We start from the raw sequence: 12,067 nt of genomic DNA, 5'->3' as shown, positions 1-12,067 counted from the left end.
ATGCGCGCCAATTTTCGCATGCAGCGACTGTTCGTCGAACATACCCTCAATGCGGGCTCCGCCCACGAGGCGACCAAAGAGCAGTTCAACTACCTGGTCAACGTGCTTCGCTATGAGGACGGTTCGTCGATCCTCGTCTTCAACGGACGTGACGGCGAGTGGCGTGCGGAGCTCTCCTTCGCAAGCAAGAAGAAGCTGGTGCTGACCGCTGTCGAGCAGACGCGCCCGCAGCCCGAACCTTGCGATCTCGTCTATCTTTTCGCGCCGCTGAAGGTCGGCAGGCTCGACTATCTCGTGCAGAAGGCCGTCGAAATGGGCGCAGGCGTGCTGCAGCCGGTCATGACGCAGCATGTGCAGGGCAAGCTCGGCAGCATCGAGCGCGTGCGCGCCAACGTCATCGAGGCGGCCGAACAATGCGGCGTGCTCGGCATTCCCGATGTCGAGGAGCCGCGACGACTGGAGGACGTGCTGGCCACCTGGCCCACCGACCGGCGCATCATCTTCTGCGACGAAGGCAGTGACAGCCAGAACCCGTTGCCAATTCTCGCCGCCGTCAAGGAGAAGAAACTCGCTTTGCTGGTCGGTCCGGAAGGCGGTTTCTCCGAGACAGAGCGAACGTTGCTGCGCAGCCTCGATTTCGTCAGCAGCATTCCGCTTGGACCGCGGATCCTCAGGGCCGACACCGCCGCTGTCGCAGCCATGGCGGTCATCCAGGCGACTGTCGGCGACTGGCGATAGCCGGTCGCTCCGCGGCAAACCGGGAGCCGCTCGTTCTCCTAGAAGATGGCTCCTAGAAGAAGGGGACCTCTCAACACAAGGTATGGTTGGGTCGACGATACCCAGTTCCACGGAGCTTGCTCCAGCGCAAGCAATCGTCCTACTTTTTTTGATGAGATCTTGAAAGAAATTGACTTGCACCGCACCTGAATACGGTTCAAGCAGCCTTCATCAACTCCCGCTATCCAGTGGGAGCCGCCCAAACAAAAGAAGACGCTCATGGCCCGAGATACCACCGACCAGACGCCGGTAACCTCTGTCGCTGACCTGACCGCCTATCTGGCAGAAGGTTCGAAACCGGAGGAGCGGTTCCGGATCGGCACGGAGCACGAAAAGTTCGCCTTCTTTAAGGCGGACAACAGCCCCGTCCCCTATTTCGGCGAGGCCAGCATCCAGGCGCTTCTGAATGGAATGGCCGCAAAGAGCGGCTGGGAACCGATCGTCGACCAAGGCAACATCATCGGCCTTGCCGAGCAGTCGGGCAATGGCGCGATCTCGCTGGAGCCGGGCGGCCAGTTCGAGCTTTCCGGCGCGCCGCTCGAAAACCTGCACCAGACCTGCAAGGAATCGAACCAGCATTTGGCGGTTCTGCGCGAAGTCGCCGAACCGCTCGGCATCCGTTTCCTCGGCATCGGCGGCAGCCCGAAGTGGACCTTCGCCGAGACACCGCGCATGCCGAAATCGCGTTATGGCATCATGAGCCGCTACATGCCCAAGGTCGGCACCAGGGGCCTCGACATGATGTACCGCACCTGCACGATCCAGGTGAATCTCGACTTTTCCTCCGAAGAGGACATGCGCCGCAAGATGCAGGTGTCCTTGAAGCTGCAGCCGCTTTCGACGGCGCTGTTTGCGAGCTCGCCCTTTACCGACGGCAAACCGAACGGGCTGCTCTCCTGGCGCGGCGATATCTGGCGCGACACCGACAACCAGCGCGCCGGCCTGCTGCCGTCCGCCTTCCGTCCGGATTTCGGCTTCGCCGACTATGTCGAATGGGCGCTCGACGTGCCGATGTACTTCGTCGTGCGCGACGGCCACTACCATGACTGTACCCACGTCACCTTCCGCCAGTTCATGGGCGGCGCGCTGAAGGGCGAGATCGCCGACTGGCAGCCGAACATGGGCGACTGGACCAACCACCTTTCGACGCTGTTCCCCGACGTTCGGCTGAAGCGCTTCCTCGAAATGCGCGGCGCCGACGGCGGCCCGTGGCGGCGGATCTGTGCGCTGCCGGCCTTCTGGGTCGGCCTGCTCTATGATCGCGAAGCGCTCGATGCCGCCGAGACACTGACCCGCGACTGGACCCTCGAAGAGGTGAGCGCGATGCGCGACGCCGTTCCGGTTCAGGCGCTTGCGACAAGGTTCCGCACCGGCACCCTCTACGACATCGCCCGCGAAGTCATCGCCATTTCGCGCGGCGGCCTGAAGCGCCGCAACCGGCTGAACGGGGATGGCGTCGACGAAAGCCAGTTCCTCGCGCCACTCGACGAGGTGCTCGCCAAGAAGGCGACGCTCGCCGAAGACCTGCTGGCACTCTACAATGGTCGCTGGAACGGCTCGGTCGATCCGGTTTTCGCCGAATACCAATATTGAGGCGCCCGCCAGGCGCTCTCAAAAAGCGGTTTCCAGCCCCCGATTTCCCGTTATAGTGCAAGGATATGCGTCGCTTACAGCGCCGCGCGTCGAGATGCCGAAGGGGAACTGGGATGGCACCGCTTTTTGACATGTTCGCACAGGCCCAGAATGGTAAGGCCATCGAACTGATGGCTCAACAATTCGGCCTCGCCCAGGAGCAGATGACGAAGGCGACGGCAGCGTTGCTGCCCGCCTTCTCGGCCGCCTTCAAGCGCAACACGGCCAATCCATATGATTTCGGCGCGTTGCTCACGGCGCTCGGCAGCGGCAACTACGCCAAATACTTCGAAGACATGAGCCAGGCCTTCACGCCACAGGGCATGGTCGACGGCAACGGTGTTCTCGGACAGCTGTTCGGATCGAAGGAAATGTCGCGCGCGATCGCCGCGCAGGCCGCGCAGGTCACCGGCATCAGCCAGGAGATCTACAAGCAGATGCTGCCGGTCATGGCCGATACGCTGATGGGCGGACTGTTCAAGCAGACGACCGGGCAATTCGCCGCCGCAAGCGACGCCTTCGCCAACAACCCGATGGCAGCGGCGATGCGCCAGTGGATGGAAGCGGCCGGCTTTGCCAAGAAGCCGGAACCGCAGCCGAACCCCTTCGACAACCCCTTCACGCAGGCGATGCAGGGCTTCTTTGGCATGGCCAAGAAGGAAGAGAAGGCCAAGACATCAGACGTCTTTGCCGACAACCCCTTCGTCAAGGCATTTCAGGACATGATGCAGGCGGGCGCCGCCGGCGCGCAGAAGCCGGCATCGGACAATCCGGCCCTTGCCCAGTTCTCCCAGGTGATGAACAGCATGTTCGACACCGGGCTGGAAATGCAGAAGGAATATCAGAAGAACGTCGAGTCGCTGTTCGATATCTACAAGACCGGACCCGGCACAAAGAGCTGAAACGCCCCTTCCCTGACCACGCCTCCGTTGGACGGCGCAACCTTCTGCGCCTGAGAGAGTGCGTGCGCCCTTGCGCAAACCTCAAAAGAAAAAGGCCCGGTACATGTCTTGGTCATGTACCGGGCCAAGCGGCAGGGTCTATTGGCTCTACCCTGCGGGGAACGTTTGGGCGCGCGACCTCTAAGGATCAGCAGCGCCGAACTCTGAAATTCGCAGCATGATCCGCGGCGGCGGCTGGCTTTCGCGGATCATGCTCGACTGGCACACCCTAAGCGGCGGGATGCGCCGTGAAGCGGGCCGAGGGTGCGGTTTCCCGCTTTCACCCCGCTCCAACTCGTCAACGGTCAGTCGTGGCGGGTCCCCTTGTAGAAGAGGCTCGCCCGGTTTCGCGAGGCGCGCGTCAGGTAACTCGCCGGATTGTCGAAGAAGGGCGAGGTGATCGCCTCGCGCACATCTTCTCGCTTTAACCCCATATCGAGGAGCTGGCGGTCATCCATGTCATTCAGACGGCCGATCGCATATCGGTTTCGGAGCTGGTGCCATGCGGACGTGAGCATACCTGTCACGCCGACGGCGCGGGACTGCTTTCCTGCAACGAAGTCGAGATCGAGGACGTGCTGTGTCGTGCGCATGACAATTCTCCTTTTCAGGCACGAAGAGGCCCATCCCCTGCGGGGAGGTCAAACGCAGGGGCGGGCCAAAGGGTTTGGGAATCGCCGGCGAAATTGCCGGCCGGGGATCGATGAATTTGCCCCTGATTGATCGCAAATCCTTATTGATCAGTCCAACGAATGTTTTTAATGATATTCATCAAACAATTTTATGGATGCATCACGGCCATGTCCGCACCGCTCGATATCGACCAGCTCCAGACCTTTGTCGCGATCGCCGACACCGGCAGTTTCACCAAGGCGGCCGACCGGGTCTTCAAGACTCAATCCGCCGTGTCGATGCAGATGCGCCGCCTGGAAGAGCGCATCGGCAAGGCGCTGTTCATGAAGGATGGTCGCGGCAACCGGCTGACGGTCGAAGGCGACCGGCTACTCAATTTCGCCCGCCGGATGATCCGCCTCAACAATGAAGCGATCGCCTCCTTCGACGACAACCGCCTTGAAGGAACGCTCCGCATCGGCACGCCCGACGATTACGCCGACCGCTACATGCCCGAGATCATCATGCGGTTTGCCAAGACGCATCCGAATGTCGAGCTCTATATCATCTGCGAACCCTCCGTGGATCTCGCCGAGAAGATGGCGAAGGGCGACCTCGACATCGCGCTCGTCACGCACAATCCGCGTGCACGCGCCTCGGATGTCGTCCGGACCGAGCCTCTCTGCTGGGTGAGTTCGATCAACCATCCGCTGCCGGAAAACGCGCCGATCCCGCTTGCGGTCGGCCGGCGGGACTGCCTCTGGCGGCAGGCCGCCTGCGCAGCGCTCGATGCGACGGGACGCGAATACCAGATCCTGTTCACAAGCTGGTCGTCGACGGTCGTCGCCGCGGCCGTGCTTGCCGGCATGGCCGTCTCGGTCCTGCCGGAATCTGCGCTGCGCCCCGGCATGAAGGTGCTGACGCTTGCCGACGGCTTCCCCGCGCTGGCACCGGTGCAGATCGGCATCATGAAGCGGCCGGGCCTTTCGCCCTCGCTCTCCAACGCGATCAGCAACCACATCACCGCCTGCCTCGACAACATCACGCCGATCAGCACTAACGACGACCTCGAAGCCGACATCAAGGGCTTCCCGCGCTATCCGCGCCTGCGGCAGAGCCACATGCTGCCGGGCTGGTAGGAGCCGGTAGAAACCAAAAAAGGCCACGCACCGACAGGTACGTGGCCTTTTTCATTTCCGGAGAACAGCGCCTGTCAAGCGCTCGTCCTGCCTATTCGGCGGCAGTGCTGACCGCCTCCGCTTCGTAGCCGTGTGCCGCATGAAGCGCCGCACGCACGCCGGCTTCGTAATCCGGATGGACGAGCTTGAAATGCGCAAGCTGGCGCTCGACGATCGGGCCCGGCACGCCGCCCATGGCGGCCGCGATGTTGGAGAACAGGCGCGCCTTCTGACCGGCATCGAACAGGTTGAAGAGCGCCCGCGGCTGGCTGTAGTCGTCGTTGCCTTCGCGGTGGTCGAAGCGGGCCATGTCGCCGCTGATGCGCAACGGCGGCTCCATGGCGGATGGCTGCTCGACCGGACCGTTGAACGAGTTCGGCTCGTAATAGGCATCCGGATTGCCGGTCTGGATGCCGCCGAACGTGTTCATCTGGCCATCACGGTGATAGTGATGCACCGGGCATTTCGGTCGGTTGACCGGGATGTGCTCGTAGTGTGTGCCGAGCCGATAGCGGTGGGCATCGGCATAGGAGAAGAGCCGCGCCTGCAGCATCTTGTCCGGCGAGAAGCCGATGCCGGGCACGATGTTCGACGGCGAGAAGGCGGCGTTCTCGACCTCGGCGAAATAGTTCTCCGGGTTGCGGTTGAGCTCCAGAACGCCGACCTCGATCGGCGGATAGTCCGCATGCGTCCAGACCTTGGTGACGTCGAAGGGATTGTAGGGTGTCTTCTCCGCGTCGAGTTCCGGCATGATCTGCACCTGCAGCGTCCAGCGGGGATAGTTGCCCTCCTCGATCGCGCCATAGAGCGCTTCCTGATAGCTTTCGCGCGTCCGGCCGATCACCTCGGCGGCTTCCGCATTGGTGTAGAACTTGTGGCCGTGCTGGGTCTTGAAGTGGAACTTCACCCAATAGCGCTCGCCGGCGTCGTTCCAGAAGGAGAAGGTGTGGGAGCCGTAGCCGTTCATGTGCAACGGCGATACCGGACATCCGCGGTCCGACATCAGGATCGTCACCTGGTGCAGGCTTTCCGGCGAAAGCGACCAAAAATCCCACATGGCGGTCGCCGAACGCAGGTTGGTCTTCGGGTGGCGCTTCTGTGTGTGGATGAAATCCGGGAACTTGTAGGCATCGCGGACGAAGAAGATCGGCGTGTTGTTGCCGACGAGATCCCAATTGCCCTCGGGCGTATAGAATTTCAGCGCGAAGCCGCGCACGTCGCGTTCGGCGTCGGCAGCACCCAGTTCACCGGCAACAGTCGAGAAGCGCGCCAGCATCGGGGTCTCAGCGCCCGGCTGCAGAACCTTGGCCTTGGTGTATCTGGAGATATCGCCTGTGATCTTCAGCGTCCCATAGGCGCCCCAGCCCTTGGCGTGCACCGCGCGCTCGGGAATGCGCTCGCGGTTTTGATGCGACAGCTTTTCGATAAGCTGGTAGTCCTGCATCATGACGCCGCCACGCGGACCGGCCGTCAGCGAATTCTGGTTGTCGGGCACCGGCGCTCCGGCACTCGTCGTCAATATGGGTCGATCTGACATCGCGTCCTCCTGTCATAGGGTTCGCGCCCGGGAGATCGGACAAGATCTGCCCGACAGCAGCCTGAGGGGCTGCCAGCCGCAATTCGCGCGGCGCTCAAAGCCCGGACGCCTTGGCCAGACGGTTTTCCCACAGGGCTTCGATAATCTCCAATTGCATATAAATTAAAAATTGATAGGATTTTCTTATCATGCTTACACTTCGACAGATGCGCTATTTCGAGGCTCTTGCCTCCGCTCGCCACTTCGGCAAGGCCGCCGAACTGGTCCATGTCAGCCAGCCGGCGCTCTCCGCCCAGATCATGGAAATGGAAAACCACCTGGGGGTGAAGCTGGTGGAGCGCAGCCGCAGCGGCGTTTTCCTCACTCGCAAGGGTGAAGAGGTGCTGGCCCGCACCCGCACCATCCTCGCCGACGTGGACATGCTGGAACAGAGCGCACGCGCCAGCTCCGGCACGCTCGAAGGGCGGATCCGCATCGGCGTCATCCCGACGCTTGCGCCCTATCTCGTGCCGCGGCTGGTGCCGCATCTGCGCCGCGTCTATCCGGCGATCGAGATCGAGTTGAAGGAATCGGTGACATCGAGGCTGGTCGCCGATCTCGGCGAGGGTCTGCTCGACGCCGTCGTCGCGGCCCTGCCGATCGAAACCGACGGGCTGTCGACGAAACCGCTCTTTTCCGACCGCTTCTACATGGCGATGGCGGACGACGAGCGAAACATCCTGATGTCGCCGCTGACCGAAGATCAGGTGGATGTCGAACAGTTGCTCCTGCTCGAAGAAGGCCATTGCCTGCGCGACCAGGCGCTCGCCGTCTGCAGCACCGCCGGCAAGCGCCGCCTTGTCTCGTTCGGCGCGACCTCGATGACGACGCTCCTGCAGATGGTTGCCAATGGCATGGGCATGACGCTGATCCCTGAAATCGCCATTGCGACCGAGGCCGCACGCAATTCGATCCGCATCGTGCCCTTCGCCGCACCCGAGCCGGCCCGCGAGATCGGCCTCGTCTGGCGGCGCAGCAGTCCGCGCGAGCGCGACATGGAAGCGCTCGCAACGGCAATCAGCGACTGCGCCGACGATATTATCCGGGCGGCGGCCGCCTGAGTTAAGACGCGCTCAGGCGAGCTTGGCCTTCAGGAATTCCACCGTCCGGCCCCAGGCGAGATCGGCGGCAGCCTTGTCATAGCGCGCGGCCGAGGTGTCGTTGTTGAAGGCATGGTTGACGCCGTCATAGACATAGATCGTCGCGTCCTTGCCGTCGTCTTTCAGCGCCTTTTGATAGGCGTCGATGCCGGCATTGATGCGTTCGTCGAGCCCGGCATAGTGCAGCAGCAGGGCGGCTTTGATCTTCGGCACATCCTCCGCCTTGGGCTGCGCGCCGTAATAGGCGACGCCGGCCCTGAGATCGGGCGAGCCGACAGCAAGCCGGTTGACGAGGCCACCTCCCCAGCAGAAGCCGATGGCACCAACCTTCCCCGTCGATTGCTGGTGCCCTTCCAGGAAGGCCACGGTCGCAACTGCATTCGCCGTCGTTGCTGCCGCATCCAGCGCGCCGATCATCTCGCGTGCCTTGTCCTCGTCCGTCGGCGTTCCACCCGACGGCGACAGGAAGTCCGGTGCAAGCGCCAGGAAGCCTTCGAGCGCCATCCGTCGAGCAACGTCGCGGATATGCGGATTGAGCCCGCGGTTCTCGTGAATGACGATCACCGCCGGCAGTTTTCCGCTCACCTCCGCTGGGCGAACGAGGTACCCCTTCATGTCGCCGCCAGCCCCGGGGTAAGAGATATCCTCGCCGGTGATACGGGTATCGGCCGCCGCAACGATTTCCGCCTTGGCGCCGTTGGCAGCAAGCAGTGGCGCGATCGCCGCGGCCGCAGCCGCGGAACCGGCCAGTCCGGTGAGCTTTTCCATGAAGCGACGGCGATCGAGGGTCAGATGCGTGTATTCGTCATAGGCATCGATCATCGCCTGTGTGATTGTCGGTTCCTGCATGTCAGCCTCCTTCGGTTCGTTCTCCCGCGGCGGCAGACAGAACCGCCCGCGACAGAATAAGTCGGCGGGCGGTTGCGAACATACAAACTTGCGTTACTGCTGCGTGTTTCGTTTTGGCCGATCAGCCGTTGAGATCGAGCACGATCCGACCGTCGATCTTGCCTTCCTCCATGCGTTTGAAGATCGCGTTGATGTTCTCGATCTTGTCCCAGGTGAAGTGCGAGGCGACCTTGCCCTCGCCGGCGAACTCCAGCGACTCCTCGAGATCCTGCCGCGTGCCGACGATCGAACCGCGGATGGTGATGCGCTTCAGCACCGTATCGAAGATCGGCAGGCACATCTGGCCGGGTGGCAGGCCGACGAGCGCCATGGTCCCCTTGGAGCGCAGCATGTTGAACGCCTGCTCCATCGCCTTGGGTGCCACCGCCGTCACCAGTGCGCCGTGCACGCCGCCGGTCGCCTTCTGAACCTGCTCGACCGCGTCCTTGTCACGCGCATCGACGACGAGGTCAGCACCGAGTTTTCGCGCAAGCGCCAACTTGTCCGGGAAGATATCGACGGCGGCGACATGCATGCCCATTGCCTTGGCATATTGCACCGCCATGTGGCCGAGCCCGCCGATGCCGGAAATCAGCGCCCATTCGCCAGGACGCACTTCGGTTTCCTTCAGGCCCTTATAGACGGTGACGCCGGCGCAGAGGATCGGTGCGGCCGGTCCGAATTCAAGCTTTGCCGGCAGGCGCCCGACAAAATCCGGATCGGCAAGGCCGTATTGGGCAAAGGTGCCGTTGACGGAGTAGCCGGTGTTCTGCTGGCTGCCGCAGAGCGTTTCCCAGCCGGTACGGCAGGGCGTGCAACCGCCGCAGGCCGTGTGCAGCCACGGCACGCCGACGCGGTCGCCTTCCTTCAGGTGTGTGACGCCGCTGCCAAGCTTGGCGATATAACCGACGCCTTCGTGTCCGGGGATAAAAGGCGGCTTCGGTTTTACCGGCCAATCGCCGTTGGCGGCGTGCAGGTCCGTATGGCAGACACCGGTCGCTTCGTATTTGATCAGCACCTGGCCGGGGCCCGGCTCCGGTATCGGCACATCCTCGATTACCAGCGGCTTGCCGAATTCGCGTACCACGGCGGCTTTCATCGTTGCGGTCATCTCGTCCTCCGATGCGTTGTCGTCCAACTCGGAAAGACTACCCGCAAAGGCGGCATCGGGTACTTGATACGCATCAAGGCGCGAGGATCGTTCGCGCAGACTGTCTCAGATTTGCGCCAATTCGCTTGGGGTGCGAACCGGGATCAGCTCATCGCCATCCAGACCGCAAGCCACACCCACATGGCAAATAGCGTCGCGACGCCCCCCATGAACAGCGGACGGCGATAGCGGATGCGGTTGCTGGTGACATGCACGAAGGCGTGCACGTAGCGCAGGACGACGAAAAGCCAGGCAAGCGCGAGGGAGACGATGTTGTCGGCCTCGGTGATGTAGAGCAGCACGCAGCAGACGTAGAAGAGAACCGGCAGCTCGAACTGGTTGGCAATGCTGTTCTTCACCACCAGGCTTTCGCCCGGCTCGTCGCGGTTCTCGCGAAACTGAGCCGCATGCACCTTGCCGGCGCGCACCAGCCTCATCCGACGGAAGGATAGGAGAGCGTAAAGGCAGAAGACGAGAAAGACATGGACCACGATCGGCCAGAAGATCTCGAAACCCGTCATGCACTGCTCCCTGAAAAAAGGCTTATTCTGAAAAACACTTAATCTGAAAAGGCGAAGGGCGCCGCGAGAAGACGCGGCGCCCTTCGAATGCAATCGCGATCAGTGCGCGCCCGGATAGTTCGGGCTTTCGCGGGTGATCGTCACGTCGTGGGCGTGGCTTTCGCGAAGGCCGGCGCCGGAGATGCGTACGAACTGCGCACGCTCCTGGTATTCCCTGATGGTCGGACCACCGACATAGCCCATGGACGCCTTGAGTCCGCCGGCGAGCTGGTGGAGCACGCCTGCAACCGGGCCCTTGTAGGGAACCTGGCCTTCGATGCCTTCCGGAACCAGCTTCAGCGTGTCGCGTACTTCCGCCTGGAAGTAGCGGTCCGCCGAGCCGCGAGCCATGGCGCCGACAGAACCCATGCCGCGATAGGCCTTGAAGGAACGGCCCTGGTAGAGGAACACTTCGCCCGGGCTTTCATCGGTACCGGCAAGCAGCGAGCCGATCATGACAGCCGAAGCACCGGCAGCGATCGCCTTGGCGAGGTCGCCGGAGAACTTGATACCGCCGTCGGCGATGACGGGAATGCCGGCAGCCTGGGCGGCTTCGACAGCACCCATGATCGCGGCCAGTTGCGGAACGCCGACGCCGGCGACGATGCGCGTGGTGCAGATCGAGCCCGGGCCAATACCGACCTTGACCGCATCCGCGCCGGCATCGATCAGCGCCTTGGTGCCGGCGGCGGTGGCGACGTTGCCGGCCATGATGCGAACCGAGTTCGAGAGCTTCTTGACGCGGGCGACGGCATCGAGCACGCGCTGCGAATGGCCGTGGGCGGTGTCGACGACGATCAGGTCGACGCCGGCGTCGATCAACCGCTCGGCGCGCTCAAAGCCGTCATCGCCGACCGAGATGGCGGCGGCGGCGCGAAGGCGGCCCTGCGCGTCCTTGGAGGCGTTCGGGTTGAGCTGCGCCTTCTCGATGTCCTTGACGGTGATCAGGCCGACGCAGCGGCCGTCGGCGTCGACGACCAGAAGCTTCTCAATGCGGTGCGCGTGAAGGAGGCGCTTGGCTTCCTGCTGGTCGACGCTTTCCTTGACCGTGACCAGGTTCTCATGGGTCATCAGCTCGTGGATCTTCTGGTTCGGGTCGGAAGCGAAGCGGACGTCACGGTTGGTGAGGATGCCGACGAGACGACCCTGCTTCTGGCCACCGGCGCCGCCGTTCTCGACGACCGGGATGCCGGAAATGCCGTGCTGCTTCATGAGGCCCAGCGCATCGGCGAGCTTGGCGTCGGGGCCGATGGTCACCGGATTGACGACCATGCCGCTTTCGAACTTCTTGACCTGGCGAACCTCTTCGGCCTGCTCGGCCGGCGTCAGGTTGCGGTGGATGACGCCGATGCCGCCGGCCTGTGCCATGGCGATCGCGAGGCGCCCTTCGGTCACCGTGTCCATCGCCGAAGACAGGATCGGCAGGTTGAGGTCAATGTCCTGGGCAATGGTGGTTGCGATATTGGTCTGACCCGGCATGACTTCGGAATGTCCGGGCAGGAGCAGAACGTCGTCGAAGGTCAAAGCCTCCAGACCAGTTGCCGTTTCGATGATGCGCGCCATGGCCAATTCCCTTCAATAAACGAAAACCCCCGGGGACGGGCTGCGATTTGTCCACCGGGCGACTTCAAAGCGTGTCTTGGAAGTTGGCGA

11 protein-coding genes are annotated in these 12,067 nt (G+C 62.8%); 5 read left to right on the top strand and 6 right to left on the bottom strand.

Annotated features, from left to right (window positions below; genetic code table 11):
* The 3 genes from AC070A_RS12775 to AC070A_RS12765 all read left to right on the top strand — a co-directional run bounded on the left by AC070A_RS12775 (position 1) and on the right by AC070A_RS12765 (position 3,311).
* A complete protein-coding gene (locus AC070A_RS12775) occupies positions 1-738 on the top strand; it encodes a 16S rRNA (uracil(1498)-N(3))-methyltransferase (RefSeq protein WP_112994564.1) in 738 nt (245 codons plus the stop codon).
* 258 nt (positions 739-996) lie between these two features.
* The gene (locus AC070A_RS12770; RefSeq protein ID WP_112994565.1) at positions 997-2,370 is read left to right on the top strand and encodes a glutamate--cysteine ligase; all 1,374 of its coding nucleotides are present in this window, start codon (positions 997-999) and stop codon (positions 2,368-2,370) included.
* Positions 2,371-2,483: 113 nt separating this feature from the next.
* Positions 2,484-3,311, top strand: a complete 828-nt coding sequence (locus AC070A_RS12765) for a DUF937 domain-containing protein (protein ID WP_112994566.1) — start codon at positions 2,484-2,486, stop codon at positions 3,309-3,311.
* A gap of 344 nt (positions 3,312-3,655) precedes the next feature.
* Here AC070A_RS12765 and AC070A_RS12760 read toward each other — a convergent pair whose 3' ends face one another.
* Positions 3,656-3,943: a YjiS-like domain-containing protein gene (locus AC070A_RS12760; protein ID WP_057250915.1), complete on the bottom strand. Its 288-nt coding sequence runs from the start codon at positions 3,941-3,943 to the stop codon at positions 3,656-3,658.
* 207 nt (positions 3,944-4,150) lie between these two features.
* Between AC070A_RS12760 and AC070A_RS12755 the strand changes: the two genes are divergently transcribed.
* Positions 4,151-5,101: a LysR substrate-binding domain-containing protein gene (locus AC070A_RS12755; RefSeq protein ID WP_112994599.1), complete on the top strand. Its 951-nt coding sequence runs from the start codon at positions 4,151-4,153 to the stop codon at positions 5,099-5,101.
* A gap of 91 nt (positions 5,102-5,192) precedes the next feature.
* Here the strand turns inward: AC070A_RS12755 and katA are convergent, their stop codons facing one another.
* Positions 5,193-6,677 (bottom strand): catalase KatA, encoded by a 1,485-nt coding sequence (katA, locus tag AC070A_RS12750; protein ID WP_112994567.1) that lies wholly within the window; start codon positions 6,675-6,677, stop codon positions 5,193-5,195.
* A 188-nt stretch (positions 6,678-6,865) separates the two neighbouring features.
* Between katA and AC070A_RS12745 the strand changes: the two genes are divergently transcribed.
* Positions 6,866-7,777, top strand: coding sequence for a hydrogen peroxide-inducible genes activator (locus AC070A_RS12745; protein WP_057250919.1), 912 nt, complete (start codon positions 6,866-6,868; stop codon positions 7,775-7,777).
* A 12-nt stretch (positions 7,778-7,789) separates the two neighbouring features.
* Here the strand turns inward: AC070A_RS12745 and AC070A_RS12740 are convergent, their stop codons facing one another.
* From AC070A_RS12740 to guaB, 4 genes are all read right to left on the bottom strand, one after another.
* Positions 7,790-8,665, bottom strand: coding sequence for a dienelactone hydrolase family protein (locus tag AC070A_RS12740; RefSeq protein WP_112994568.1), 876 nt, complete (start codon positions 8,663-8,665; stop codon positions 7,790-7,792).
* A gap of 121 nt (positions 8,666-8,786) precedes the next feature.
* A complete protein-coding gene (gene adhP / locus AC070A_RS12735) occupies positions 8,787-9,815 on the bottom strand; it encodes an alcohol dehydrogenase AdhP (protein ID WP_112994569.1) in 1,029 nt (342 codons plus the stop codon).
* A 143-nt stretch (positions 9,816-9,958) separates the two neighbouring features.
* A complete protein-coding gene (locus tag AC070A_RS12730; protein ID WP_093231997.1) occupies positions 9,959-10,375 on the bottom strand; it encodes an MAPEG family protein in 417 nt (138 codons plus the stop codon).
* A 99-nt stretch (positions 10,376-10,474) separates the two neighbouring features.
* Entirely contained in the window at positions 10,475-11,977 is a 1,503-nt protein-coding gene (gene guaB / locus AC070A_RS12725) for an IMP dehydrogenase (protein WP_093231996.1), read from the bottom strand.
* Positions 11,978-12,067: the final 90 nt, after the last annotated feature.

The organism is Ensifer sp. GW101-20A05 (assembly GCF_059424735.1).
Note: the sequence above shows the minus strand (reverse complement) of the source record. Positions and strands in the feature narration are given on the sequence as shown.

Excerpts from the sequence above, each read along its gene's own strand:
- AC070A_RS12775 (WP_112994564.1), top strand. The coding sequence starts at position 1 with ATGCGCGCCAATTTTCGCATGCAGCGACTGTTCGTCGAACATACCCTC.
- AC070A_RS12770 (WP_112994565.1), top strand. The coding sequence starts at position 997 with ATGGCCCGAGATACCACCGACCAGACGCCGGTAACCTCTGTCGCTGAC.
- AC070A_RS12765 (WP_112994566.1), top strand. The coding sequence starts at position 2,484 with ATGGCACCGCTTTTTGACATGTTCGCACAGGCCCAGAATGGTAAGGCC.
- AC070A_RS12760 (WP_057250915.1), bottom strand. The coding sequence starts at position 3,943 with ATGCGCACGACACAGCACGTCCTCGATCTCGACTTCGTTGCAGGAAAG.
- AC070A_RS12755 (WP_112994599.1), top strand. The coding sequence starts at position 4,151 with ATGTCCGCACCGCTCGATATCGACCAGCTCCAGACCTTTGTCGCGATC.
- katA (WP_112994567.1), bottom strand. The coding sequence starts at position 6,677 with ATGTCAGATCGACCCATATTGACGACGAGTGCCGGAGCGCCGGTGCCC.
- AC070A_RS12745 (WP_057250919.1), top strand. The coding sequence starts at position 6,866 with ATGCTTACACTTCGACAGATGCGCTATTTCGAGGCTCTTGCCTCCGCT.
- AC070A_RS12740 (WP_112994568.1), bottom strand. The coding sequence starts at position 8,665 with ATGCAGGAACCGACAATCACACAGGCGATGATCGATGCCTATGACGAA.
- adhP (WP_112994569.1), bottom strand. The coding sequence starts at position 9,815 with ATGACCGCAACGATGAAAGCCGCCGTGGTACGCGAATTCGGCAAGCCG.
- AC070A_RS12730 (WP_093231997.1), bottom strand. The coding sequence starts at position 10,375 with ATGACGGGTTTCGAGATCTTCTGGCCGATCGTGGTCCATGTCTTTCTC.
- guaB (WP_093231996.1), bottom strand. The coding sequence starts at position 11,977 with ATGGCGCGCATCATCGAAACGGCAACTGGTCTGGAGGCTTTGACCTTC.